We start from the raw sequence: 24,171 nt of genomic DNA on the forward strand, positions 1-24,171 counted from the left end.
CGCCGCGTGTCAGTTCGGCTTATTTAAAGCGCCGCCTTGATCTTCTCGGCAGCGTCCGGCGAAACCCACTTCGACCAGATTTCCTCGTTCTCCTCGAGGAAGTGCTTGGCGCCTTCCTCGCCGGTCGCCTGGTTGTCGGTCATCCAGGCCATCAGCTTGTTGACCGTCTCGTTGCTCCAGGAACGCTTGTTCAAGTAGTCCATGACCTCGGGACCGACCTTTTCGGAGAAGGGCTTTGCCACGAGCGTGACGACGCGATCGATCGGCCAGGCATTCGGCTTCGGATCGGGGCAATCGGCTACCGTGTTGCAGCGCTTCCATTCGTCCGGATCGTTCGGCACGCCCGCTTCGAGCTTGACCATTTCGTACTTGCCGAGCAGCGCGGTCGGCGACCAGTAGTATCCGACCCAACCCTGCTGGCGCTCGTAAGCCTTGGCGATCGAGCCGTCGAGGCCGGCAGCAGAGCCCGTGTCGATCAGCGTGAAGCCCGCCTTCTCGGCTTCGTAGGCCTTGTAAAGCTGCGAAGTCACGACGGTGCCGCCCCAGCCCTGAGGTCCGTTGTAGATGGCGCCTTTGCTGGAGTCTTCCGGATCCGGGAAGAGTTCCGGATGTTTCAGGACATCACCCACGGTCTTGATGTCCGGGTGAGCGTCCGCGATGTATTTCGGCATCCACCAACCCTGCACGCCACCATCGGGCAGAGCCGTCGCTCCGGTGACCAGTTTGCCTTCGTCCATGCCGCGCTTGACGACATCCGGCAACAGGTCGACCCATGCTTCCGGCGCGATGTCCGGCTGGCCCTTTTCGACCATCGAAGTGATCGTCGGCACGGTGTCGCCGATTGTGATGTCGGCGCTGCAACCGTAGCCTTCGTTCAGGATGATTTTGTCGATGTTCGACAGGACCTCAGCGCTCTGCCAGTTCATGCTGGCGATGGTGACGCTGCCGCACTCCGCGGCGTTCGACGCGGACACCCCGCCGAGCAGACCCAGCATAAGGCATGTGGACCCAAGTAGTTTCTTCATCAACGTTCCCTCTTGAATGCGGCGTTTATCACGGAGCGGGGCTGCCGCGTTTACCCGCTCCTGCGGCAGCCACGGTGCCCCGCGCTTGCCGACTTCCTCCAGCGCCGTTGACAGCCGCTAAACACGTCCTCCGTGCTCTAGCCTCTGCCTCACAACGGCGGTGAAACCGATGATTGAATATCTCGGGGGCATGCAGGAGCGATCGCCCGGGGACTTGCATCCTTGGGTTTGTATCGCGCCATGAAGACGCGTCGACAGATGCCTCGCGGCGCCAAACGCGCTCGCAAGGCTCGATACGCTCATTCGAAGATCGAGCAAATTCCATCCGGCACTGATCTGTTCGAGACGGAGTGCATTCCTGTTCGCTCTTGACCTATTCAGACCATGCCTCCGACGCTGACCGAAATGAACCGCGTTCATTCGGCGTGCCCCTCCAACGTCCTTCGAGGACGAAGTCGTTCCCCTGCAAGGCAAGATATGCTGTGTCCGGAGCTACGATTTGCCTATGCCCGGCGTTCCCGCGTGACATTGCGACTCGCCGAGCCGCACATTGCTCACAGCGTATGATGATCTATCGGCACTGCAACGGCGCCACGTTCAGGTTCGAGAGCCAAGCGGCGCACTTTCATCGCCTCGCGTCTTTCAGACGCGCAAAGGTCGGTGTTGAGCCGGACGGAAACGGGCTTCAAAGACGCAGGGCGCTGCAGCCGACGGCTGCAAACGCGCTCACGCTCACGAGTCCAGCATCTCCCGAACGGCGATCGCCAATTGCTTGAGCGAAAACGGTTTCGGCAGGAAGCCGAACCTGGCGTCGGCCGGAAGGTTGCGTGCGAAAGCGTCTTCCGCATAGCCGGAGACGAAGATGAACTTCAGGTCCGGATATTTCTTGCGCAGCTCGCGCAGAAGCGTCGGCCCGTCCATTTCCGGCATCACAACATCCGATACGACGATGTCGACGGCGCCGTCGAGCTCATCCATGATGTCGAGCGCTTCGACGCCCGAGCCGGCCTCGTGAACCGTATAGCCGCGCGTCTCGAGCATGCGTTTGCCTCCGCGGCGAACGGCTTCCTCGTCCTCGACGAGCAGTACGACGGCGGAATCTCCGGTGAGATCAGTCGGCTCCGCCGCGGCCGCGGGCGCTGCGGCACGTTCGCTCGCCGGTGCAGCGGCAGACGCGGCAGTGGCTTCGCCAGGCCCCGGTTCCTCGCGGATCTCGATCGCTTCGACATGGCGCGGTAGCAGGATACGGAACGTCGTGCCCTTGCCGACTTCCGATTCCGGATAGATGTATCCGCCCGACTGCTTGACGATACCGTAAACCATCGAAAGGCCGAGGCCGGTGCCCTTGCCGACCTCCTTGGTCGTGAAGAACGGCTCGAAGATCTTGTCCATGATCTCCGGCGGAATGCCAGTGCCCTGGTCGGAGACCTCGACCATCACGTAGTCTTCCTCCGGCAGTTCCCGCCGCCCGAGCGCTGCGACCTCGCCAGCCGTCAGATTCCGCGTCTTGAGCGTGATGATTCCGCCTTCCGGCATCGCGTCGCGCGCATTGACGGCAAGGTTGAGAAGCACCTGTTCGAACTGTCCGAGATCCGTCTTCACCGGCCAGAGATCGCGACCGTACTCCACCTCGACCTTGACATTGGTGCCGGTCATCCGGTCGACGAGCATCCGGAGATCGCCGATGACGTCGGTGAGATTGAGCACCGACGGCCGCATCGTCTGCTTGCGCGAGAAGGCTAGCAGCTGCCGTACCAGCACCGCGGCGCGGTTCGCATTGCGCTTGATTTCCATGAGATCGGCGAAGGCCGCGTCCGCGGGCCGCGCCGACAGCAGCAGATGGTCGGCGGAAAGCAGGATCGCCGTCAGCACGTTGTTGAAATCATGCGCGATGCCACCGGCGAGCGTTCCGACCGCATTCATCTTCTGCGTCTGCGCCATCTGCTTTTCGAGCGCCTTCTGCTCGGTAATTTCCAGCGCATAGATGATTGCCGCCTCGTCCGGCGCCTGATCGCTCTGATCGATGACGGCATTCACATAGAAGCGGAAATGACGTCCGTCGTCCGTCGGATGCAATGCGTCTATCGGGGCGATGTCGCTTTGCCGGTCCTTCGCGGCGGCCAGGGCTTCAGCGAGCCGGGTCCGTTCCGACTCGTGCACGACGGCCTCGATCAGCAGGCCGCGCTCGACGTCGTCCTGCGAAACGAGACCGGCGAAGAGTTTCAGGAACGGCGCGTTGGTCTTGAGGATGCGGCCGTTTCCGTCCACCGACGCGATCGCCATCGGCGTGTTGTTGAAGAAGCGGGTGAAACGCATCGCCGCGTTCGAGGCCGACTGGTCGCCGTCATCGCCCTCGCGCGACATGACGATCGTCCGGCTCTCGCCCGGTGCCCCGTCCCGCGCCGAGGAGACGCGATGGATCAACCTCACCGGCAGGCTCTGGCCGTTCATCTTGCGCAGGTCGAGGTCCAGAACCTTGGTCTTCTTCAGCCCCGGCTCCGCCTGGACGGACTGTACGAGCGTCAGCCCCTCGCCCGCGACGAGATCGGCAATGCTGTACGATCCCGGCTGGAACTTGGTGAGATCGATTCCCAGCCAGTCGGCGAGCGTGGCATTGATATAGAAGATCTCGCCCTTGCGCCCGGCGGAGAAAAAGCCCGCCGGCGCGTGGTCGAGATAATCGATCGCGTTCTGCAATTCCTTGAAGAAACGTTCCTGATCGTCGCGTTCGGCGGTGATGTCGGCGATCTGCCACAGATAGAGCGGGTTGCTGTCGGCGTCTTCCAGCGGCAGCACGCGCGCCTTCAGGCGGAACCAACGCGCCCCGGAGCCGCCCGCACCGTTCGCCAGCGGCTTCAGGAGACGAAATTCCTCATGCCCTTGCTTGCCCTCGTGCAAGCCGTTGGTCAGACGATAAATCGCCTCGGTCGCTTCACGGTTTCGCGAAAGGATCGTCTCGAGCGACTGGATGCCCGCGGCGGTCCTGGCACCGGTCAGCGCGCCATAGGCGGCATTCGCGTAGATGATCCGCCCCTTGCGATCGGTGACGATCGTTCCGTCTTCGTGGCCATCCAGAAAGGCGCGCGCCAACTCGTCCGGCCGCGACTGCGGCATGACCTCGATGAAGCCGATTACAGAGGAAACCAGGAAGAATATCCCGACCATTGCCAGCACGCCGAGAATGCCGAGCACGATCTCGTTTTCAAGTTGGTTCTTGAAGACGACGAAGGCGGCGGCCGATGCTGTCAGGACGATCGCCAGGACAATGATCCGGAATACCGTACCCGGCCGTACTCCCCGGTCAACGACCGGCATCTGGTAGTCACCTGACTGCCGCAATTTCGTCATCGGGTCCTCACCCTGCTGGCGGGTTCGTTCGCTGCCCTCCGGCATCGCCCCGCCCGCTCACAACGCCGCGCATCCCATGCGGAGGCACAGGGCCGCTGTGATACTTTAATTTCCTGCATATCCCTAAAACGGGTCCGGTTAAAGGATATGCGGTGGCCGGCATCCGACGCGGTCCTCGCGAACCGGCACCCGCCGCCCCTGCTCCCCGTCAGTCGAACTGGAATCATCTTTAACAATCAGAGATAACAGCAAAAAGCGTCTCTGCGGAAGGGAAGCAGTCAATTCACAGGGAATGTCGGGCGTCGGCTTGTCGCGGCCCGAAAAAAGCCGTCAATTGCTGCCAATCGGGCGGCGAAAGGAGTTCAGTGCATGTTGGAAACGATCGTCGGAGACAACGGTAGCCGATTCATCATCGCCGCTGGAGCCGTTGCCATCGGTCTTTTGTGCCTCGTGGCCGTGCTCTGGATCATTCGCCGCAAACCGTCTTCCCCATTCGTCCGTGGCGGCAGGAATAGGCAGCCGCGACTTGCCGTGCTCGATGCCGCCGCCGTCGATACACGCAGGCGGCTCGTGCTCGTCCGCCGCGACGACGTCGAGCATCTGATCATGATCGGCGGCCCGACGGATATCGTCATCGAGAGCCGCATCGTTGCGGACGATACGGCACCGGGCACCGCGCCTTCAGACGAGAGCCATATCCCGGTCGCGACGGCAAAGCCGGAAGAAAAGCCGCAAAAGGTGGAAGAAGAAACGCGCGCCGCCGAACCTATGCGGACGATGCGAGTGGATGAGACGGTGCGCCCCTCCGTCCGCACAGAACCGGCTCCTCCTCTCGTTGCGGCCGCCGCTCCACGCCCCGCTCCCGCGGCACGGCCGGAGGAGCAGCCTTTTACCAGATTCCAGTCGGCTGCCCCTGCCATTGCGCCCGTTTCAGCCGTAGAGCCGCGGCAGGAGAGTTCAACCGTACCGGGCGACCGCGTTCTCCCGATGGCAAGAGCAGCCGAAGGGACGCGGCCGACACAGCAATCGGCACCGGCAGAGCCGAGGCAGCCACAGCCCGTCGCGGTTCGGCCTGCGACCACCGAGAAAACGGTGGATTTCGAGCGCATGCTCGACGCGGAAATCAGCAGCGATCTGCAGCGCCTTGCCCCGGCGGGCGCAGCGAGACAGCCGAGCCGCCCTGCGGCAAGCGTCCGCCAGGAACCCATGCTTGGCGTGACACCCCCGGAAGCCAGTAGGGAAACGACAATCGACGAGGAGATGACGCGGATGCTTGCCGACATCTCCGCCGGTCGCAAGCCCTAGAGCCTTTCTGGTTAAATGGAAACATTCTGCCGGAGCAGGTATTCGTCAGGGCCGAGGCCATCGCCTCTGATCCTGGCGGAAAGATGCCCGGCCCAGAGTTGGATAGCCGCTGCCTCAGCTCGTCGAGCGCCATGCCCGAAAGGCTACTTCGAATTTCTGAAGCCAATGAAAAACGGCGCGGTCAAAGCCGCGCCGTTAAAAATACTGCAAGTCTGTAGGTTTACTCGTCGCGATAGACTTTCTCGCGGCGCTCGTGGCGCTCTTGCGCCTCGATTGAGAGCGTTGCGATCGGCCGCGCATCCAGCCGCTTCAGGCCGATCGGCTCACCCGTCTCCTCGCAATAGCCGTAGGTGCCCTCATCCAAGCGCTGCAACGCAGCATCGATCTTGGCGATAAGCTTCCGCTGACGGTCACGGGCGCGCAACTCGATGGCACGGTCGGTTTCGGAGGAGGCGCGGTCTGCGAGATCCGGATGATTGGCGCTCTCCTCTGCCAAATGATCCAGCGTCTCGCGGGCTTCTCTAAGGATATCGTTTCTCCAGGCATTCAGCTTCGCGCGAAAATATGCCCGGTGATTGGCATTCATGAATTCCTCGTCCTCGGAGAGGACATAGGTACTAAGATCGATCTTCTCACTCAACGCGATTCTCCTGAAGAACATCTCATTGCGGCGGTGTATAGACCTATGGAAGCCCCGATTCAAGCCTTGCGCCCCACAATGAAGAGCATTTTACCAATGCTTGCATTTCAGGCTAACTGGCGAATATTCCATCAAAATTACACATGAGAGCGTGAGCGCCGGATTTCGTTCTTCCACTGAAAATTGAGCCTTTCCAAAAATTCGCTTAGCCCTCAACGGAATGCCCGGCCGCACGTGGGATTGCGACATTTGGTGCACATAAGCGCCATTTCAATAGAACGCCTGCCACAAGGAAAGCAGATAACGTGGACTTGATCTTTGTACCCGCGGCGGGACAAGGTAGCCGACCGCCCGCGCATCCTCACGCCGGCGGCCCGATGCCCGAGCCGAACGCACACAAGCAGCGGATGCCTTTATGCAACACAGCACCGTACCAGCCTTCCGCCTCTTTCTCCTTCGCCACGCCCGTTCAGGCTGGGCCATGCCGGGGCAACGGGATTTTGACCGCGCGCTCGACGACACGGGATATGCGGAGGCCGAGCTGACCGCGCAGGCTGCTGCCGATCACGGCATCCGGCCGGATGTGATCCTCTGCTCGACCGCGCTGCGTTGCCGCCAGACTGCCGAACCGCTCTTCCGCACCCTCGGCGAAGACCTCGACATCCACTATATCGACCAGCTCTATAGCGGCCCGACCAGCACCTACAGGAACCTGGTGGAGGCGCATGCACACCGAGACTCGCTGATGCTTCTCGGACATAATCCCATGATCGAGGAACTCTTCCACCAGATCCTCGGCGGGGAAATGGCCGCCGCGGCGCTTGGCGACGGCTACCCGCCCGCGGGGCTTGCCATCATCGATTTCCCGGCACGCCCGACACCCGGCGGCATCTGGTCGGCGGCTCTCGGCATGTTGCTGGTGCCGGCCCCGGAAGAAGCCGAAAGGCGATGAACCGTCCCTCGTTGTACCGCCTGAAACATTTCCTATATCGCCACGAGGGACGACGCGGACCACGTGCTATCCCGGCGACAGCGCCGCGTCGATGAACATTTCCCAAGGGACGGAGACACTTGGCGTCGATTCTCACCAGTTTCAAAGACGATGCGCTGATCGCGCTGGACACTCTTGCCGACCGTGCGTCCGGTCTCGTCAACCCCTCCGTCCGGCTCGGCGTTACCGGCCTGTCGCGGGCGGGCAAGACCGTGTTCATCTCGTCGGTCGTACACAACCTTCTGAACGGCGGGCGCCTGCCGCTTTTCGAGCCGGTCCGCTCCGGTCGCGTTTCCAAGATACGCCTGGAGCCGCAGCCCGACGATGCAGTTCCGCGCTTTCAATATGAAGAGCATATTGCCGCTCTGGTGCGCGACCGCACCTGGCCGGATTCGACCCGGGCGATTTCGCAATTGCGCATTACGCTTGACTACGAAAGCGCGAGCGGCTGGAACCGGATGTTCTCTCCCGGACGGCTTTCGATCGATATTGTCGACTATCCGGGCGAATGGCTGCTCGATCTGCCGTTGCTTTCGCAGGATTTCCGCCAGTTCAGCGAATCGACCGTTCAACGTGCCCGCTCCGGCAGCCGTGGGAGCCTCTCGGGCGACTGGCTGGCGCTCGCCTCCTCGATCGGCGCAGCGACGGCGGCCGACGAGGGTGACGCCCGCCGCCTCGCCACCAGCTTCACCGCCTATCTCAAGGCATGCAAGGAGGACGACCGGTCGCTGTCGACGCTGCCGCCCGGACGATTCCTGATGCCCGGCGACCTCGAAGGTTCACCTGCGCTTACTTTTTCGCCGCTCCCCGACCTGCCGGAGGGCCGTCCGCCGAAGGGATCGCTCTGGTCGATGATGGAAAGGCGCTACGAGGCCTACAAGACACATGTGGTAACCCCGTTCTTCCGCGAGCACTTCGCCCGTCTCGACCGGCAGATCGTGCTCATCGATGCCTTGCAGGCCATCAATCGCGGGCCGGAAGCGTTGCTGGATCTGGAGCAGGCGCTCGCAGACGTGCTCGCCTGCTTCCGACCAGGCACCAATTCCTGGCTATCCTCCTTTCTCACGCGCCGAATCGACCGGGTGCTGATTGCGGCCACGAAGGCCGATCACCTGCATCATGAAAGCCATGACCGGCTCGAGCGCATCGCGGCACGCCTCGTCAGCCGCGCGGCCGAGCGCATCGGCATGAGCGGCGCCGGTCTGGACGTGATGGCGCTCGCCTCCGTCCGGGCCACGCGTGAGGCGACGGTGAACCATGACGGCCACGCTCTGCCGGTGATCGTCGGCACGCCGATCGCCGGCGAGCGGATCAATGGGGAGATCTTTGACGGGGAGAAGAAAACAGCGATATTTCCCGGAGACTTACCAGAAAATCCTGATGTTCTGCTCAAGGACACGAACCACCCGCTACCGGAGCTCAATTTCGTCCGCTTCCGCCCGCCGCATCTCGAGGAGACGCGCGGTGGCCTGAAGCTATCCGTGCCGCATATACGGCTCGACCGGGCCATGCAGTTCCTGCTTGGAGATCGTCTGGCATGAATGACGAATTCAAACATCGCCACCGCAAACCTTCCGCCTTTTCGGTCGAAGAGGAGAGACGCCGGGGCTCACCGGAGCCGGCACAGCGTTCCCCGGCGAGCTTCGACGACAAGGTGATCATGACTTCCGATGCGGAGGATCCTTTCATCGAGACCACCGCCGCCGCCGAAGCGCTCACCCCACCCGAGGCACGCCCGCGCCGGCGCCGGTTCTCCTTCGGCAAGGTGGCGGTCGGCGCGGCCGCGATAGTCGTTTCGCTCGCCATCGGCCTCTGGATCGACCAACTCGTCCGCGATCTCTTCTCGCGCACCGATTGGCTGGGCTATGCGGCAATCGCGGTCGTGGTGATCGGCATCCTCGCCTTCCTGATCGTCATCGCCCGCGAGCTTGCCGGCATGATGCAGCTGACGGCGATCCAGACGCTGAAAACGGATGTCGCTCAGGCGGCGGCATTGGGAAACGGAAAGGCGGCGCGCGCGGCGATTTCGAAGCTCGTCCACCTGCTTGCCGCCAATCCCCGGACGGCAAGGGGCCGGGCGCGGCTTGCGGAAACGGAAGGAGACATCATCGACGCTCCGCATCTCGTTGAACTGGCCGAGCGCGAATTGTTGACGCCGCTCGATCGCGACGCCCGCCGGATCATCCTTTCGGCTTCGAAGCGTGTCTCGATCGTCACGGCCGTCAGCCCCCGCGCGCTCATCGACATCGGCTACGTCCTTTACGAATCGGCCCGGATGATCCGCGCCATGGCGGAGATTTACGGAGGGCGTCCCGGCACGCTCGGCCTCTTGAGACTGATGCGCGACGTCATCGCCCATCTGGCGGTCACCGGGTCGATTGCCGTTGGCGACAGTCTTGTGCAACAAGTCCTCGGTCACGGTCTCGCTTCGAAGCTTTCCGCCCGGCTCGGCGAAGGTGTGATCAACGGGTTGATGACCGCCCGGATCGGCATCGCTGCGATGGACCTTTGCCGACCCATGCCGTTCCGCGCATTGAAACGTCCGGGCATAGGCGACTTCCTGGCTGATTTGGCGCCGGGCACCTCACGAACCGAGGACGCGCCTGGCCTTTGATGCGAGGCGATTTCTCACCAATTTTGGGCGGGATCATGCAGTTCGGCGACTGCCAAGGAAACGCTCCATTAACCATTTTCGCGCAATCTGTTAAACAGGTTTGGACGCTCACCCATCAAGGATCGTTTATGTTCTCGCGCCCTCTTTTGATCGTTCGCGGCGTTGCAGCCGTTGTGCTTGCAGCGACCGCCGTCGGCGCAGCCACGCCGGCATTCTCCGGCACCCGCGACAAGGCTTTTTTCGAAAAGGTCGCCGGCCAATGGAAGGGTCCGGGCGAGATCGTTGCCGGCAAATACAAGGGCACGAAATTCACTTGCGACCTGATTGGCGAACCGACCTCGGGTCCAACGGCCGGAATCAAACTTGACGGCTTCTGCCGTGTCGGCGTCTTCAAACAGCCGATGTCCGCAACGATCAAGCAGAAGGGCAGCAGCTACACCGGCAAATTCCTCGACGGCGCGGATGGCAAGGGCCTCGACATCGTCTCCGGCAATGTCGCCAAGGACAAGGTCGTCGTCGGCATCAACCGCAAGAAGCTGAACGGCGCGATGATCGCCCGGCTGCAGGACGCAGAGACGATGAACATCACGATCTCCGTCAAGGTCGAGGAAACGATGGTGCCGGTGATCGGCGTCAGCCTCAACCGGCAGATGGACGACATCGCCGTCGGCTCGATCGAATAGGAAGCGCGCCGCTCGTGATGCCGTCCGCGCCAGTACTCGCGGCTAACGCGAGCGAGGTCGAAACATCCATGTCCCTCGACTGCGGATGCCTGCGGGATGTCAGATTGTCCGATTTGCGGAGTCGGAGTAGCCCGAAATGTCGGCTCTTGACCGGCTCAGGAAGTCCACCATCCTCGCAAGACAAAGGTCTCGCGCGGCACTGTTCGCGACGTAGAACTCGTGCCCGGCCCGCGGGATAATGAATGTTTCCACGCCCGAGCCGGCGTTCCATGTGTCGGCGGGCCTGTTCGAGTCACTCTGTCCGAAGATGGCCAGGGCCGGCACGGGCATTGTGGCAGCGCTCACTTGGCGAAGCCGGGTTGAGGAGAGGCAGATCAGCCGGGCGAGCGAGAATCCGTGAAGCGCAGCCTGCCACAGGACCATCCCGCCGGCACTATAGCCGAGGGCCACGTCCGCATCCTCCGCGACGTCGACGAGGCGCTGGGCGGCCCGCACAAATCCGTCGCCGGCGACAAGATGCCGGTGCAGGCCCTCCCCTGTACAGTCCACACCAAGCAGTTCCGGCAAACCGATGGTGCGGACGACCATTCGCGCCCGACCGGGAAATTGACGCGACAGGCAATCCGCCGCGCCGGGCTTGCCATGAATGTCCGTCACCACCAGTACACGCATATCCCACGTCCTTGAGATATGAACCTCAATCGACCGAGCGCCACCAGGTCGGGCTCTCGTCGGCGACCTCGATCCCTTGGACGTCGGCATCGGCAAGCCACTCACCGACGGTCCGGCCCTTAACCTCGAGATCCGCCGCAAAGTCGGCAAGGGGCATCAACACGAAGCCGCGCCCGGTCATGCGCGGGTGCGGCAGTTCCAGCGTTTCGCTTGCGGCGCGCGCGCCCTCGAAGGTCAGGAGATCCATGTCGATGGTGCGCGGGCCCCAGCGTTCCTTGCGGACCCGCTTCATCAGCCGCTCGATCTCGAGGCAGGTCTCCAGCAATTTTTCCGGATCGAGCGTCGTCTCGACTTGCGCGCAGGCGTTGAAGAACCAGTCCTGGTCCGTCTTCCCCCACGGCGGCGTGCGGTAGAGCCGCGACACGGCGGTGATGCGGCAGTCCGGTCGTTGATCGAGCGCCGTCAACGCTTGCGCCATTGCCCGGCGCGGATTGCCAATATTGCCGCCAAGGCCGAGCATTGCACGGCGCCAGACCTTATTCGGCGACATGCTCGACCGTGACCTCGACATAATCCAGAATGCCCGGGACCGGCGCATTCGGCTTGCGGATAGAGACCTTCGCCCGCCTGACCTGGTTGAAGCGCGCGCAGAGCGTCTTTGCGACCTCCAGCGCCAGCGCCTCGATCAGATAGCGCCTGCGTCCGGTGACGATCCGCTCGATCTCCGCAAAGGCGATGCCGTAATGTACGGTGTCGTCGATGCAATCCTCCATCAGCGCAGTGCCCTGCTCCACTTCGAGTTCCGCATCGACGAAGAAGCGTTGTCCCAGGAACTCTTCCTCGTCGAGCACGCCATGGCGGGCGAAGAAGGCACAGTTCTTCAGGGTGATCGTGTAGGTTGCAGTCATGGCTCCATGTCCCGTCGGCTGATCTGTTCCGCCAGCATAGCATCGGCGATCATCAGCGCATCCCTGTTGATTGCGACATCGTGCACCCGAAAAATCGCGGCGCCGGCGGCCCTCAGGAGCGCGGTCGTCGCGGCCGTGCCGACGTCGCGGGCCTGGGCGTCCCGCCCCGTGACCGCGCCGATGAAGCGCTTGCGTGACGTGCCCACAAGAATCGGCAAGCCAAAGCGGTGCAAGTCGCCAAAACGCGCCATCAGCTGCAGATTTTCCTCCGTGTCCTTGGCAAAGCCGAAGCCCGGATCAAGCACGATCCGCTCGCGCGATATTCCGGCATCGGCGGCAATCTCGAGGGACCGTTCAAGAAAACGACACTGATCCTCGATCACATCCGCAAGCTTCTGGCGATCGCGACCCGTATGCATGATGCAAAGCCCCGCACCCGTCTCGGCGGCCACGCCGGCGATTGCCGGTTCCCGCTGCAGGCCGTGCACGTCATTGACGATATGTGCGCCGGCCCTCACCGCAAGCCGGGCCGTTTCGGCGCGGTAGGTGTCGACGGAGATGATCGCATCCGACTGGCGCGCCAGGGCCGCGATCACCGGCAGGATGCGCGCCTGCTCCTCTTCGGCGCTGACCGGTTCCGCATCCGGCCGGGTCGACTCGCCGCCGATATCGAGGATCGCTGCCCCCTCCTCCACCGCCCTGAGCGCAGCCGCAACGGCGGCCTCGGCCTGCATGTAACGGCCGCCGTCCGAAAATGAATCCGGCGTCACATTGATGATCGCCATCAAGACGCCGCGCGCTCCGAGTTCGAGACTGCGTCCATGCGCCAGCTTCCAATGGGAGATTTGAAATGGATTATCGGTCATCATCCGGCGGTCCGCGGCTCGAACGGCATCAACACTTCCTCGAACTAAGGCGCAAAGTCGAAAACAGCACGCAGGCGACCTTGCGGATCGGAGATCGATCGACCTCCTGCATGTCTCCTTAAATCGGCCTGGATTTAAGGGCAAAGACATGCAGAAAGCTTAAAGCCCCGCAGCGATCCTCCTGCGTGTAACACGACGCAAGGCGCCGTAGGCAGCTCCGATTTCTATTGCGCTCACCCCGGCTATGCCCCAAGCTTGGGTGAAGTTCAATCAAAGAGTAACAATCATGTCCCGAGCGCCCGTTTCGCTGAAAGCCGCACTCGTCGCATTGCTCGTCGGCTTGCCGCTTGGCAGCGCCTCCGGGGAAACCGTGATCAGCAAGAGCGTCTCCTATTTCTCGATTGGCGGACGCACGGCGGCAGAACTCGACAAGGCGCTCGCCGCCACCGGTCCCTTGATGACGAGCACCGGCTCACGCCACCCCGGTGCGACACGCATCAAGTTCGGCGGCACGGTAACCTATGTCAGCCGTAACGGGCGGTGCGCCGTCGGCTCGGCGCGCGTGACGCTCAGCACCCGCATTATCTTGCCGCGCTGGAAACACCGCAGGCAGGCCAACCCCGATCTGGCGCTCGTATGGGATACGCTGGCCTCCGACATAAAGCGGCATGAGGAGCGCCATGCCGAGATCGCTCGCCTCCATGCCCGTCAGATGGAGAAGGCGTTGGTGTCCCTCAGGCCGGAGGCCGATTGCGAGCGCATGCAGGCCCGCGTCGCCGAGGTCAGCGCCGAAGAAGTCGAGCGCCATGACAAGGATCAGGCGCGTTTCGACCGCACCGAGGCCGCAAATTTCGACCGCCGCATGGTTAGATTGCTGCAATACCGGCTGGATAGGCTGAAAAAAGCTCAGGACTAATGCATGTCGCCCAAAAGTGTGCAGCGGTTTTGGGGCAACGACATGCACGTCGCACGAGAACGCTTGATCGCGACGCGCCTTTTGCATCGGCCCGAAATTGGAACCAATTTTCGGAAGGATCGATGCGCAGCTTCGAGACGTTGCAACGACCTTCGCGCGTCTGAATGACGCGCGGCGCTGCAGTTTCAAGATCAGCCACGATCGATGCCGCCCCGGTTGAAAGAGGGGCGATCGCGCGCATCCGCCCCATTCTGGTCGCCACAAACCCACAGTATTTTATTGGCGGATTCTAACGATAGCGGCGGACTCGCGACTCAGCTATATTCACAACATGAAACGAGCGGCAGAGCGGAAGTTCAACCGCTCGAGGGTTTACAGAATTAGTTGCAGGTCGACAGTAAGACTTCGCGCTTGAGTTTCGGCCTTGATGGATGTTTGGCGTCATTGCTTGGGATACTTGATGAATATCCCCGGCCGTGAGGCAACGCAGGTTCTCCTGGCGTGTCTTGGTGCAGCAGATGTCCCCTCCCTCATCTGTTTGCGATACGCCCCCCTTGCCTCGCTCGTCGACGCGACCAGCGAGGCATTTTTTTTGCGGGTGACGTAGGGAATGCCGAGAAGAAGCGGTTACAGCGCATCTTCTCATCGAGCTTTCCGAAGATCGGTTCCGATTTTCGGGCCGATGCGCTCGGCAGCTCAGGCCTGACGCTCGGGCACATGAACGATCAGCCCATCCAGGGCTTCGCTCATCTTGATCTGACAGGATAGACGCGACGTCGGCCGTACGTCGTAGGCGAAATCCAGCATGTCCTCTTCCATTGCTTCCGGAGCGCCGACCGCCGCGGACCATTCCTCGTCGACATAGACATGACAGGTCGCGCAGGCGCAGGCGCCGCCGCATTCGGCCTCGATACCCGGCACCGAATTGCGGACCGCATTCTCCATGACCGTGGAGCCGTTCTCGACATCGAGTTCATGGCGCGTGCCGTCAAAGGCTACGATCGTAAGTTTTGTCATTTCTCATTCCGGATTGAATTGATGGGGATCGGTCGACAAGCGCTCCGATCCTGCGGTGCTGCAGGGGTCGTTGCGGGCTGAATTCGAGGCGTTTCTTCCAACATATCAGGCGGCCAGTCAACACGGACCGCCGTGCGCCTCTGCGACGGTCCACGCATCACCGCGTTCGGCGGAGCCCGCGCGCCCAAGTCATCCGAGGCACGACCCGTCGGACAACGCCTGGATCAGCGACAAAGTTTCAAGATGAAGAGCTCGGTCTCGAGCACAGCGACACTGACGGCGCCCCGCAGAGCCGCATCCGCCGGTTGCCTCTCGAGCGCGGCCGCCGCATCCGCGACAACTCGCGCACCAACGGCGAGCGCTGCGCCTTTCAGCCGGTGCGCAGCCTCACGGCACGCGTTGGCATCTCCGCTTCCAATCTCGGCCATCGCCCGGCGTGCCTGGCGGGCAAAGAGCTGGAGAATTTCCATCTCGAGCCCCTTGTCCCCCATCGTTTGCCCTTCGAGATGAGCGAAATCGATCGGCATTCTTTCAATTGGAGCAGGATTTCCCGGATGATCGGGTGTGTCGAAAGCTATTTTGAGTGCCGCCATGGCCAATCCCTTTAATTTTACTGCATTGCGAGATACAAATATTGCAATGCGAGAACGCACCGTTTTCAGACAGATATCGTCCGCGGGCGCCGCTGCCATCGGCTTAAAAGGCGGCACAATCGGGGCAGGAATTTCGTGGCATGGTTAACGGCCATTAAAGCGGCTGATTTCCTTGGCTTCTGATGCCTGCGGCTGATCTTGTCGTTAACGAAACGTTAGGATTTCGGTGAATGCCGATTGCGCTTAATTGTAAGAAACTGGCTAATGTGTCACTACGATACGATTAGGAACATGCATGCATATGAAAATGGCAACTGTTCTGGTGGATAAGCTCAGCGCGCGGTGTCCCGATGCGGCGACAGCGGCTATTCCATCGAGGCGATGCAATCGGTGATCCGTCATGATATTGCGCAGATGCGGTGCGCGTATCCTGTAGGCACCGCCCTGTTCAGGATGTCTTGTGGCCCGTCCGGCGGCGCCGCGGAGGCGGCCATCAGTGGGCAAAAGTAGTGAGGCGTATCCCTATGGCGACGAAGAAGAGCAACGAGTCGATCGACGAGAAGGCCTTCCAGGCTCTGGAGGCGGCACTGAAGATCGACTTTGACGACCTGAAGTCGGCCTTGAACGACAAGACGTCCTTGGATGATCCGGAGGAACTGGTGTCGGAGCCTAGCAGGAAGTCGGCAGCATCCGAACAGGCCCGTCCTGCGAGGGCACAGCAGGAGGGCTTCAAGACGCCGCGCGAGGCGGAGCCGCCGCGCAGCCTCGCTCCTGAATCTGCGCCGAAGCAACCGCCGCTTTCTCCTGCCAATGACGACACGCGCAGGTCGCCCGCTGCCTTGCTTCGCGCTTTCGAGGGGCGCGCAAATCGCGCGGCGATCCGGGTTGCCGGCCTCATCTCCGCGGTTTGGGTCGTTGCCGGCCTGGGGGTCGGCCATCTTCTCTATGCACCGCAGATCTGGCAGATTCGCTCGCTCGGCGATCTGGCGGCCACACCGGGTGCAATCGGTCTCCTGCTTGGCATAGCCCTGCCGGTCATGCTGTTCTTCTCCTTCGCGGTCATGATTGCGCGCGCGCAGGAGCTGCGTAATGCGGCGCGGTCCATGGCCGAGGTCGCCCTGCGGCTCGCCGAGCCCGAAACCGCAGCTGCCGACCGCGTGATGACCGTCGGACAGGCGGTTCGGCGCGAAGTCTCGGCCATGAACGAAGGCATCGAGCGGACAATCGCCCGTGCGACGGAACTCGAAGCGCTCGTGCACTCCGAGGTCAATGCCTTGGAGCGTAGCTACAGCGAGAACGAGTTGCGCGTACGCACGCTCGTCCAGGAGCTCGGACTGGAGCGCGAGGCGATCATCGGCCATTCCGAACGCATCCGCTCGGCAATTGCCGGCGCGCACAACAAGCTGAAGGACGATCTCGAACTCGCGAGCGAAGACATCGCATCGCGCATCGCAGTTTCCGGTGAAGCCTTCGCATCGCTCATCGACACGCGCGCAGCGGCACTCAGCGAGAAATCGGATCACGCGCTGCAGAGCCTCGATGCGATGCTGTCGAACCGTACCGACACGCTGCTCTCCGGCCTGAACAACGCCGGCGAGACGCTCAGCAGCGAATTCGACGCCCGTCTCGACGCGCTCAGCGACACGCTGACAAAGCGCGGCGAGCAATTGCTCAGCCAGTTCGAGACTCGTGCCTCAACGCTCGACGCCAACACGGAAAAGCTCAATGCGGCCCTCAATGAGCGCGCCCGCCAGCTGAACGAGACCCTGATCGCGCGCACGCGTGATCTCAATGAAAGTTTGAGCGTCGGTCAGCAGGCGATCGCCGGCGGCCTCGACGAGGTGCTGACGTCCCTCAATGCGGCCCTCGACGAAAAGGGCGCGAGCTTCCGCCAGAGCCTGAAATCGAGCGCCGACGATGCGATCATGGATCTCGACCTCAGGGGCGGCTTCTTCGAAGAAAAGCTGCAGACGACCGTCGGGCAGCTCGCCACCGCCTTCGACGAGCGTTTCCACGAGTTCGCGAGCGCCTTCGACAAGCGCGCGAGCATGCTCGACTCCAAGCTCATGGAAAGCCTGCACCGCATCAACGAAACCGTTTCGGGTGGAGCGGATACGATCGGCAGCACCCTTGACGGCAGCATCGAGAAGATCGGCTCTGCGCTTTCGGATCAGTCGCTGACCCTGGCGACGGCACTCGGCGCGACCCAGGATTTCATCGAGGAAACGATCGGTACCCGCACCACGGAGCTCAGCAATCTCATCGGCGACGCGCACAGCCGCATCGACGGCGTGCTTTCGGAAAAGACCGGCTCGCTCATGGCGGCGCTCAAGGATGCGCAAGAGCGCATCGAGGGCGGATTCGGCCAGCGCGCGGACGCGCTCGCCAATGCCCTGACGACCAGCGAACAACGCCTCACCGAAGGGCTCGACTCGCGGACCTCCGCCTTCATCGACGGTCTGCAGTCGGCCCATGCGCGCATCGAACAGACGCTCACAGGATCCACCGACGAGATCACCAGTGCGATCGCGGCAAGCCAGCATCGGCTCGATAATACGCTGTCCGAGCGCACGGCTGCGCTTTCGACCGCCCTCGCCACCGGCACCAGTACGATTGAGGGTGCCGTCAACAATACGGCCGACCGGCTTGACCGCGTCCTCTCCGAGCGCGGCCAGGCGATCTCCGAAACGCTCACCAGCCAGACGACCGCCCTCGAGGGCGTGCTGACCGAGCGGAGCCAGGCAATCGCCGATACGCTCACTGGCCAGACGGCCACTCTTGACGGCGTCCTTTCCGAGCGCAGCCGGGCAATTACCGAGGCGCTCACCAGCCGGACGGCCGCTCTTGACGGGGTCCTTTCCGAACGCGGCCAGACCATTACCGAGACGCTGTCCAACCAAACGACGGCGCTCGACGGCGTGCTCTCAGAGCGCGCGGCGCAGATCAGTTCGACCATGTCGACGCGCGCCAACGAAATGGCGGACACGCTCAGCCGTCACGCCGAGGACGTTGCCGACAACCTGACCTTCCGGGCGATGGCAGTTGCCGAGACCATGACCGACCGGGTCGGCGAGATCGAAAACAAGCTTTCGCATCGCGTGTCGGAGGTCGCCGAAAACCTCGGGGGCCGCGTCAGCCAGATCGCCGACACTCTGACCGATACCAGTGCCCGCATCGCCGAGGACCTGAGCAGCCGCGTCGGCAAGATTTCCGATGCGCTGACAGGCACCAGCTCGGAGATTGCCGAGGCGCTCACCGCGCGTACCTCGGAAGCGACTGCATCGCTCGCCGGCAAGGCGGCGGAAATCGAGCAGACGCTCTCCGGAAAAGCCGAGCATCTGCGCGACACCCTGTCCGCGACCCATAACCAGATCCGCTCGACGCTCGACGACCGGATCAATGCGATCAACCTGGCCGTGGGCCAGGGCCGAGAGCAGTTGGAAGAACTGCTGTCCGACCAGACCATGGCGGTGGCGACGACGCTCGCGACCAGTGCCTCCATGCTCGAGATGACCCTGGAGGAGCGCCAGGCCGCTCTCGCCGGCGCCATCGACCGCAGCACCGAAGCGCTCGACGTCCGCATGCGCTCGACGACGGGCACCATTGCGGAACGCCTTGCGGAAACGGCGGATCAGATCAGCCTCGCGGCGGACTCGCTCACCCATCGTGTCGATATCTCGATCAACGGCATCAACAGCCGCCTCGACGATACCGGCGCCCGTATCGAAACGAGCCTCGGGTCGCTCGAAGACCGGGTGCGCGACAGCGTCAATACCGTCACCACTATCGTCGATGACACCGGCGGCCGGATCGAAACGACAATCGGTTCCCTTGAGGAGCGTATCCGCGGCAGTGTCGGTAGCGTCAACGCCGTCGTTGACGACACCGGCGCTCGCATCGAAACGAGCCTCGGCTCGCTCGAGGGACGGATTCGCGACAGCGTCGGAAGCGTCAACGCTATCGTCGACAATGCCGGTCAGCGTATTGCCGAGAGCCTTGGCGAACGGGCGGGCGAGATCGACCGGATCACCGAAACCGCCGCAACCCGCATCTCCTCCGCCCTCGAATCCGGCGCCGGCCGGATCGAGGAGCGCCTTGGCACGATGGACCGCGCCCTCAACATTGGCCTTGAGAACGTCAACCGGACGCTCGAGGGCAAGGCGGCGGCGCTCGTCAGCAGCCTGCGCGGCGCCGTCGGCGATGCCACGCAGGAGATCGACGCAGAGGCTGCGCGCTCGGCCGAGATCCTGTCCAGGACGGGCTCGGAGTTCGCCAGCACCCTTGCCGCCCGAAACGCGGAATTCGCCGCATCGCTCGAACAAGCCACCTCGGCCACGGCCGCCCGTCAGGCGGACCTCGCCCGCTCGGTTGCCGATGCCGCCGACACGGCAACGGCACGCCTGGCTTCGACGCACAGCCAGATCGCCAACCACACCCAGAATATCCAGCAGAGCCTGACCGATGCAGAAAAGGCGCTCGAAGCGCGCAGCCAGTCGATCCGCGGCGCACTCGATGAAAGCACCCGCGAGCTCAACTCGATGCTGGCTGGCCGCTCGCTCGAGCTCTCCCGCCTGATCGACGAGAAGGCGCGCCCGGTGATCGACCAATACGCCGCCACGGGCAAGGAGGCCGCCGAGGCCATTGCCACGCTCACCCAGGAGAGCGCCGATCGCCTGCGTTCCGAGAGCGCGTCTCTCGTCAACGCCATCACGGAGCGGACCAGCGAAACCCTGGAGGCCATCTCGCTGCGTGCCGACGAGACCGCACAGGCGATGAAGATGGTCGAAAACCGCCTGCAATCGACCGCGATGGGGCTTATCGACCGACTCGCGGCGAACAATTCCGCGATTGCATCGGTCATCGAACAGGCCAGTAACAATCTCGGCGATATGGATCAGCGTCTGGAAGCAACCGCCGCCAAGGTCTCCGAATCCACCCGGCAGGCCTCCGACATGCTGTCCACCTCCACGCGCCTTATCGAAGGCAAGGTCGACAAGCTGTCCGACATTTCTTCCTCGACGCTCTCGCAGGTCGCCGGCATTGTTGGCCGCTTCGACGATCATTCGAAAGTGCTCGGCCAAGCCTCCGAGCTGTTGTCCGCCGCCCAGTCGAACCTCGTCACCACGCTCGAGGAGCGTCAGGACGCCCTGCGCACGCTCTCGGTCGGCCTCGTTCAGCGCTCGGAAGAAATCGAACGCACCATGCGCGCGTTGGAAGGCTTCGTCGACGGCGCATTCCAGCGGGCGGAAGAGCGGTCCGGACAGGTTGTGGGCAACCTTCGCAGCGGCATTCAGTCCTCCTTTGCCGATGTCGGTCGATTGCTGTCGACCACCGAGCAGCGGGCGGCCGAGGCGGCGGAAGCCATGCGCAACACACTCGGACAGGCCGGCGATGAAGCGGCCGCTTCGGTGCAAGGCGTCTTCGCGCGCGCCGAGGAACGCTCGCGCGAGATTGCCGATACACTGCGCTCCGGCGTCGAAGGCTCCTTTGCCGACGTCAACAGGACACTATCCCAGGTCGAGGGCCGCGCGCTCAGCGCCTCCGAAGCCCTGCGCCAGGCGATTGCCAAAGCGGGCGACGATGCCGGTCAGGCACTCGAAGGCGCCTTTGCCAGCGCGGAAGAGCGGGCGAAGGACGTCACCTCGCGGCTGCGCAACGGCGTCGGCGCTTCTGTCGCAGACATCGAGCGGATGCTCGCGGAAAGCGGCAAAAAGTCCGATGGCGTGGCAACGCAGTTGCGCGAGGCTGTCCGCCAGGCGATCGACGAGGCGATCAACCGCTTCAGCGGCGCCACCGACGATATTCGCCGTTCCGCCGGCGAGATCCGCAAGGAACTCGACATGACGCGCGAAGAGTTGAAGCGCGGCGCCTTCGACCTGCCGGAAGAGGCCAAGGAGAATGCCGCGCTCATGCGGCGCGCCGTCGGCGAGCAGATCAAGGCGCTGCAGGAACTGTCGGACATCATCGGCAAGTCCTCGACGCAGCTCGAGGTCGCCCAGCCGAAAATGACCGCCGCGCCCGCTCCTGCCCCCGCTCCCGCCCCGCAGCCGGCCGCACCCCAACAGGCAGCCATGTCCCAACAGGCAGCCGCGCCGCAACCACCCGTCGTGCAGCAGCCGGTCCCGGCCGGTGCGCTGCGCGGAAGCCTTGGGCTGGAACAGGCGACACGGCCGCTGCAGCCTGCCCGCTCGCCGGCTGTCGAGGAACGGGCCGAGGAAGGCGGCGGCTGGATGCGTGATCTGCTACGCGCCGCCTCCCGCGAGGAGGAGCCGCAGCCGGCACGGCCGCGCCCGGCCGAAAGTCAGCCGGTCGCACGCGCCGGTGATAATCGTAACCCCCGTCACGTGGTCGAATCGCTGAACTCGCTTTCGGTCGACATTGCGCGCGCGATCGACCACGACGCCTCGGTCGAGCTCTGGCGGCGCTACCAGCGCGGCGAGCGCGACGTCTTCACCCGGCGTCTCTACACGCTGAAGGGCCAGCAAACGTTCGACGAGATCAAGCGCAAATACGACCGTGAACCCGAGTTCCGCACCGCGGTGGACCGCTACATCGCCGACTTCGAGAAGCTGCTGTCCGATGTGGCGCGCAACGACCCCGACAAGCGCATCACGCAGACTTATCTGACGTCGGATACGGGCAAGGTCTACACCATGCTCGCCCACGCCGCTGGCCGGTTCAACTGACGCCAAACGTCTGGATCGGACGCCAAGGACAACGGCCTCGCCGCAAGGTGGGGCCGTTCTTCCTTTTTCGGCTATGCGCTCGGTGTGAGATGGAGTTGCGTCTGCCTTGCGCGTCTGAAAAGACGCGCAAGGCAGTAATGCATGTCGCCCAAAAGTGTGCGGCGATTCTTGGGTCATACGCCGTGACAAGGGCCCAAAGCGCGTCGCGTCGTTTTGCAGCCACGCATATGCTGTAATGGCGGGCCGTTCGCGGTAGTCTGCTTGCCATGGCGTCGTGACGCCACGCCGCTGTGGCGCCGCGCGTTTTCGGACAAGCGCACGGGAGGTCGAAATGAGACCGCGACTGAAAGTCCTGACCCTGGCGGTGGATGACCTTGAGAGGTCCCTCGCCTTTTACCGCGACGGAATGGGCCTGCCGACGAAGGGGGTCATCGGACAGGAATTCGAAGACGGAGCCGTCGTCTTCATCCATATGAATGACGACCTCATATTGGCGCTCTACCCTGCGCCATCACTCGCAAAGGATGCGAGGATAGGCGCAACGCAGCAGCGGCTCGGCGCCGTATCACTCGGGCATGTCGTCAATTCGCAGGAGGAGGTCGATGCGGTCATGAAGCAGGCCGCAGACGCCGGCGCGGTTATCACGGATCCGGCATGCCAACGCTTCTGGGGCGGCTATTCGGGCTATTTCCATGACCCGGATGGCCACCTTTGGGAGATTGCATGGAACCCGCAATGGACGGTTCCCGATTGAAGCGCGCGAACGCGCCTGGGCTACCGCGTCGTCCCGAAAATCGGATCCGATTTCCGGAAAGCTCGACGCGCAGATTGAAAAAGCTACAGCGACCTTCGCGCGTCTGAGAAGACGCACGGCGCTGTCACGAACGACCAGCAGGGTCGCCCACCATCCCGTTTGGGCTTCGCTTGGGCGCACCTGCAAAAAAAGCCCCGGAGAATCTCTCTGGGGCCCTGTCGCTCGATCGTCCGGTTGTCCCGGTTTTCCGATCAGTGGTCCTTGTTGGCGTAGACCGACTTCTTCGTCAGATAGATGAGGCCGGTGAAGATGAGCAGGAACACCATGACCATGAAACCGGTGCGCTTGCGATCCTCGAGATGTGGCTCGGCAGTCCACATCAGGAAGGCCGATACATCGCGGGCGTATTGATCCACCGTCTGCGGCGCGCCGTCATCATAGGTGACCTGATCGTCGGAAAGCGGCGGTGCCATTGCGAGCGCTGCGGCGCTCGCGAAGTACGGGTTGTAATGCGTACCCTCTGCGACCTCGGCGCCTGCCGGCGCGTCCTGGTAGCCGGTCAGCAGCGCGTGGATGTAATCCGGACCGCCTTCCTGGTAGGGCCAGAAAATGTCGAAAACGAACTGCGGGAAGCCGCGCTCGATGCCACGCGCCTTCGCGATAAGCGAGAAGTCCGGCGGGGCCGCACCGTTGTTCGCCGCAGCAGCCGCTTCCTTATTCGGGAACGGAGACGGGAAGTAATCGGATGGAATGGCCGTGCGCGTGAACATCTCGCCGTCCGCGTTCGGGCCATCCTCCACTTCATAGTTTGCCGCGAAGGCCTTCACCTGGGCCTCGGAATAGCCGAGGTCCTCAAGCGTGCGGAAGGCGACCAGGCTCATGCCGTGGCAGGCCGCACAGACCTCGGTATAGACCTTCAGGCCGCGCTGCAGCTGGCCCTTGTCGTAGTGGCCGAACAGTCCGGCAAAGGACCAATCCTGTTGCACCGGCTTGTGGATCGGATAGTGAGGAGTGCCGCCTTCGGCGTGGTCTTCGCCGCCGGCGTCGTCCTGGGCGATGGCCGCTCCGAGTCCGAGTCCGGCAACGACAGCGAGTGACAGAATGCCCGCTACAAGCTTTTTCATTGTTGTGAGTTCCTTATCAATCGCTGTTC

The 24,171-nt window shown here is 62.9% G+C and carries 18 protein-coding genes; 8 read left to right on the forward strand and 10 right to left on the reverse strand.

Going from position 1 to position 24,171, the window contains the following annotated elements; translation table 11 throughout:
* Positions 1-23: 23 nt before the first annotated feature.
* Both SJ05684_RS08150 and cckA read right to left on the reverse strand, forming a co-directional pair.
* A complete protein-coding gene (locus SJ05684_RS08150; protein WP_034857572.1) occupies positions 24-1,025 on the reverse strand; it encodes an ABC transporter substrate-binding protein in 1,002 nt (333 codons plus the stop codon).
* A gap of 732 nt (positions 1,026-1,757) precedes the next feature.
* The gene (gene cckA / locus SJ05684_RS08155) at positions 1,758-4,373 is read right to left on the reverse strand and encodes a cell cycle histidine kinase CckA (RefSeq protein ID WP_034857571.1); all 2,616 of its coding nucleotides are present in this window, start codon (positions 4,371-4,373) and stop codon (positions 1,758-1,760) included.
* A 369-nt stretch (positions 4,374-4,742) separates the two neighbouring features.
* Between cckA and SJ05684_RS08160 the strand changes: the two genes are divergently transcribed.
* On the forward strand, positions 4,743-5,678 hold the full coding sequence (locus tag SJ05684_RS08160; RefSeq protein ID WP_034857570.1) for a flagellar biosynthetic protein FliO: 936 nt from the start codon (positions 4,743-4,745) through the stop codon (positions 5,676-5,678).
* Positions 5,679-5,898: 220 nt separating this feature from the next.
* On the opposite strand, the gene dksA is transcribed toward SJ05684_RS08160, so the two are convergent.
* Positions 5,899-6,318 carry an RNA polymerase-binding protein DksA gene (gene dksA, locus SJ05684_RS08165; RefSeq protein ID WP_034857569.1) on the reverse strand — a complete coding sequence of 140 codons (420 nt, stop codon included), beginning with the start codon at positions 6,316-6,318 and terminating at the stop codon, positions 5,899-5,901.
* A 415-nt stretch (positions 6,319-6,733) separates the two neighbouring features.
* Between dksA and SJ05684_RS08170 the strand changes: the two genes are divergently transcribed.
* The 4 genes from SJ05684_RS08170 to SJ05684_RS08185 all read left to right on the forward strand — a co-directional run bounded on the left by SJ05684_RS08170 (position 6,734) and on the right by SJ05684_RS08185 (position 10,606).
* A complete protein-coding gene (locus SJ05684_RS08170; RefSeq protein WP_034857568.1) occupies positions 6,734-7,270 on the forward strand; it encodes a SixA phosphatase family protein in 537 nt (178 codons plus the stop codon).
* 119 nt (positions 7,271-7,389) lie between these two features.
* Positions 7,390-8,850 (forward strand): YcjX family GTP-binding protein, encoded by a 1,461-nt coding sequence (locus SJ05684_RS08175; protein ID WP_095694236.1) that lies wholly within the window; start codon positions 7,390-7,392, stop codon positions 8,848-8,850.
* Positions 8,847-9,923: a YcjF family protein gene (locus SJ05684_RS08180; RefSeq protein ID WP_034857556.1), complete on the forward strand. Its 1,077-nt coding sequence runs from the start codon at positions 8,847-8,849 to the stop codon at positions 9,921-9,923. Before SJ05684_RS08175 ends, SJ05684_RS08180 begins: the two co-directional genes overlap by 4 nt.
* A 128-nt stretch (positions 9,924-10,051) precedes the next feature.
* Entirely contained in the window at positions 10,052-10,606 is a 555-nt protein-coding gene (locus SJ05684_RS08185; protein ID WP_034857555.1) for a hypothetical protein, read from the forward strand.
* Positions 10,607-10,705: 99 nt separating this feature from the next.
* Here SJ05684_RS08185 and SJ05684_RS08190 read toward each other — a convergent pair whose 3' ends face one another.
* Genes SJ05684_RS08190 through folP form a run of 4 tightly spaced genes read right to left on the reverse strand, consistent with a single transcriptional unit; the run spans position 10,706 to position 13,052 of the window.
* Complete coding sequence (locus SJ05684_RS08190; protein ID WP_050980129.1) at positions 10,706-11,278, reverse strand: dienelactone hydrolase family protein; 573 nt, start codon at positions 11,276-11,278, stop codon at positions 10,706-10,708.
* A 25-nt stretch (positions 11,279-11,303) separates the two neighbouring features.
* Complete coding sequence (folK, locus tag SJ05684_RS08195; protein WP_034857554.1) at positions 11,304-11,828, reverse strand: 2-amino-4-hydroxy-6-hydroxymethyldihydropteridine diphosphokinase; 525 nt, start codon at positions 11,826-11,828, stop codon at positions 11,304-11,306.
* The gene (folB, locus tag SJ05684_RS08200) at positions 11,815-12,186 is read right to left on the reverse strand and encodes a dihydroneopterin aldolase (protein ID WP_034857553.1); all 372 of its coding nucleotides are present in this window, start codon (positions 12,184-12,186) and stop codon (positions 11,815-11,817) included. The genes folK and folB overlap by 14 nt, the downstream gene beginning before the upstream one ends.
* Positions 12,183-13,052: a dihydropteroate synthase gene (gene folP / locus SJ05684_RS08205; RefSeq protein WP_034857562.1), complete on the reverse strand. Its 870-nt coding sequence runs from the start codon at positions 13,050-13,052 to the stop codon at positions 12,183-12,185. The genes folB and folP overlap by 4 nt, the downstream gene beginning before the upstream one ends.
* A 286-nt stretch (positions 13,053-13,338) precedes the next feature.
* Between folP and SJ05684_RS08210 the strand changes: the two genes are divergently transcribed.
* Positions 13,339-13,968, forward strand: coding sequence for a DUF922 domain-containing Zn-dependent protease (locus SJ05684_RS08210; RefSeq protein WP_034857552.1), 630 nt, complete (start codon positions 13,339-13,341; stop codon positions 13,966-13,968).
* Positions 13,969-14,664: 696 nt separating this feature from the next.
* Here the strand turns inward: SJ05684_RS08210 and SJ05684_RS08215 are convergent.
* Complete coding sequence (locus SJ05684_RS08215; RefSeq protein WP_034857551.1) at positions 14,665-14,985, reverse strand: 2Fe-2S iron-sulfur cluster-binding protein; 321 nt, start codon at positions 14,983-14,985, stop codon at positions 14,665-14,667.
* Positions 14,986-15,209: 224 nt separating this feature from the next.
* Positions 15,210-15,578: an Hpt domain-containing protein gene (locus SJ05684_RS08220; protein WP_034857550.1), complete on the reverse strand. Its 369-nt coding sequence runs from the start codon at positions 15,576-15,578 to the stop codon at positions 15,210-15,212.
* A gap of 524 nt (positions 15,579-16,102) precedes the next feature.
* On the opposite strand from SJ05684_RS08220, the gene SJ05684_RS08225 reads away from it, so the two are divergent.
* Both SJ05684_RS08225 and SJ05684_RS08230 read left to right on the forward strand, forming a co-directional pair.
* Positions 16,103-22,264, forward strand: coding sequence for an apolipoprotein A-IV repeat region-like domain-containing protein (locus SJ05684_RS08225; protein WP_034857548.1), 6,162 nt, complete (start codon positions 16,103-16,105; stop codon positions 22,262-22,264).
* Positions 22,265-22,595: 331 nt separating this feature from the next.
* Positions 22,596-23,018, forward strand: coding sequence for a VOC family protein (locus SJ05684_RS08230; RefSeq protein WP_034857547.1), 423 nt, complete (start codon positions 22,596-22,598; stop codon positions 23,016-23,018).
* A gap of 251 nt (positions 23,019-23,269) precedes the next feature.
* Here the strand turns inward: SJ05684_RS08230 and SJ05684_RS08235 are convergent, their stop codons facing one another.
* Positions 23,270-24,142, reverse strand: coding sequence for a cytochrome c1 (locus SJ05684_RS08235; RefSeq protein ID WP_034857546.1), 873 nt, complete (start codon positions 24,140-24,142; stop codon positions 23,270-23,272).
* Between the last annotated feature and the right edge of the window lie 29 nt (positions 24,143-24,171).

This window comes from Sinorhizobium sojae CCBAU 05684, assembly GCF_002288525.1.
Classification (GTDB): domain Bacteria; phylum Pseudomonadota; class Alphaproteobacteria; order Rhizobiales; family Rhizobiaceae; genus Sinorhizobium; species Sinorhizobium sojae.

Bases quoted from the DNA above. Each gene is read 5' to 3' on its own strand.
- SJ05684_RS08150 (WP_034857572.1), bottom strand. From the start codon at position 1,025: ATGAAGAAACTACTTGGGTCCACATGCCTTATGCTGGGTCTGCTCGGC.
- cckA (WP_034857571.1), bottom strand. From the start codon at position 4,373: ATGACGAAATTGCGGCAGTCAGGTGACTACCAGATGCCGGTCGTTGAC.
- SJ05684_RS08160 (WP_034857570.1), top strand. From the start codon at position 4,743: ATGTTGGAAACGATCGTCGGAGACAACGGTAGCCGATTCATCATCGCC.
- SJ05684_RS08170 (WP_034857568.1), top strand. From the start codon at position 6,734: ATGCAACACAGCACCGTACCAGCCTTCCGCCTCTTTCTCCTTCGCCAC.
- SJ05684_RS08180 (WP_034857556.1), top strand. From the start codon at position 8,847: ATGAATGACGAATTCAAACATCGCCACCGCAAACCTTCCGCCTTTTCG.
- SJ05684_RS08185 (WP_034857555.1), top strand. From the start codon at position 10,052: ATGTTCTCGCGCCCTCTTTTGATCGTTCGCGGCGTTGCAGCCGTTGTG.
- SJ05684_RS08190 (WP_050980129.1), bottom strand. From the start codon at position 11,278: ATGCGTGTACTGGTGGTGACGGACATTCATGGCAAGCCCGGCGCGGCG.
- folK (WP_034857554.1), bottom strand. From the start codon at position 11,828: ATGTCGCCGAATAAGGTCTGGCGCCGTGCAATGCTCGGCCTTGGCGGC.
- folB (WP_034857553.1), bottom strand. From the start codon at position 12,186: ATGACTGCAACCTACACGATCACCCTGAAGAACTGTGCCTTCTTCGCC.
- folP (WP_034857562.1), bottom strand. From the start codon at position 13,052: ATGACCGATAATCCATTTCAAATCTCCCATTGGAAGCTGGCGCATGGA.
- SJ05684_RS08210 (WP_034857552.1), top strand. From the start codon at position 13,339: ATGTCCCGAGCGCCCGTTTCGCTGAAAGCCGCACTCGTCGCATTGCTC.
- SJ05684_RS08215 (WP_034857551.1), bottom strand. From the start codon at position 14,985: ATGACAAAACTTACGATCGTAGCCTTTGACGGCACGCGCCATGAACTC.
- SJ05684_RS08220 (WP_034857550.1), bottom strand. From the start codon at position 15,578: ATGGCGGCACTCAAAATAGCTTTCGACACACCCGATCATCCGGGAAAT.
- SJ05684_RS08225 (WP_034857548.1), top strand. From the start codon at position 16,103: ATGGCGACGAAGAAGAGCAACGAGTCGATCGACGAGAAGGCCTTCCAG.
- SJ05684_RS08230 (WP_034857547.1), top strand. From the start codon at position 22,596: ATGAGACCGCGACTGAAAGTCCTGACCCTGGCGGTGGATGACCTTGAG.
- SJ05684_RS08235 (WP_034857546.1), bottom strand. From the start codon at position 24,142: ATGAAAAAGCTTGTAGCGGGCATTCTGTCACTCGCTGTCGTTGCCGGA.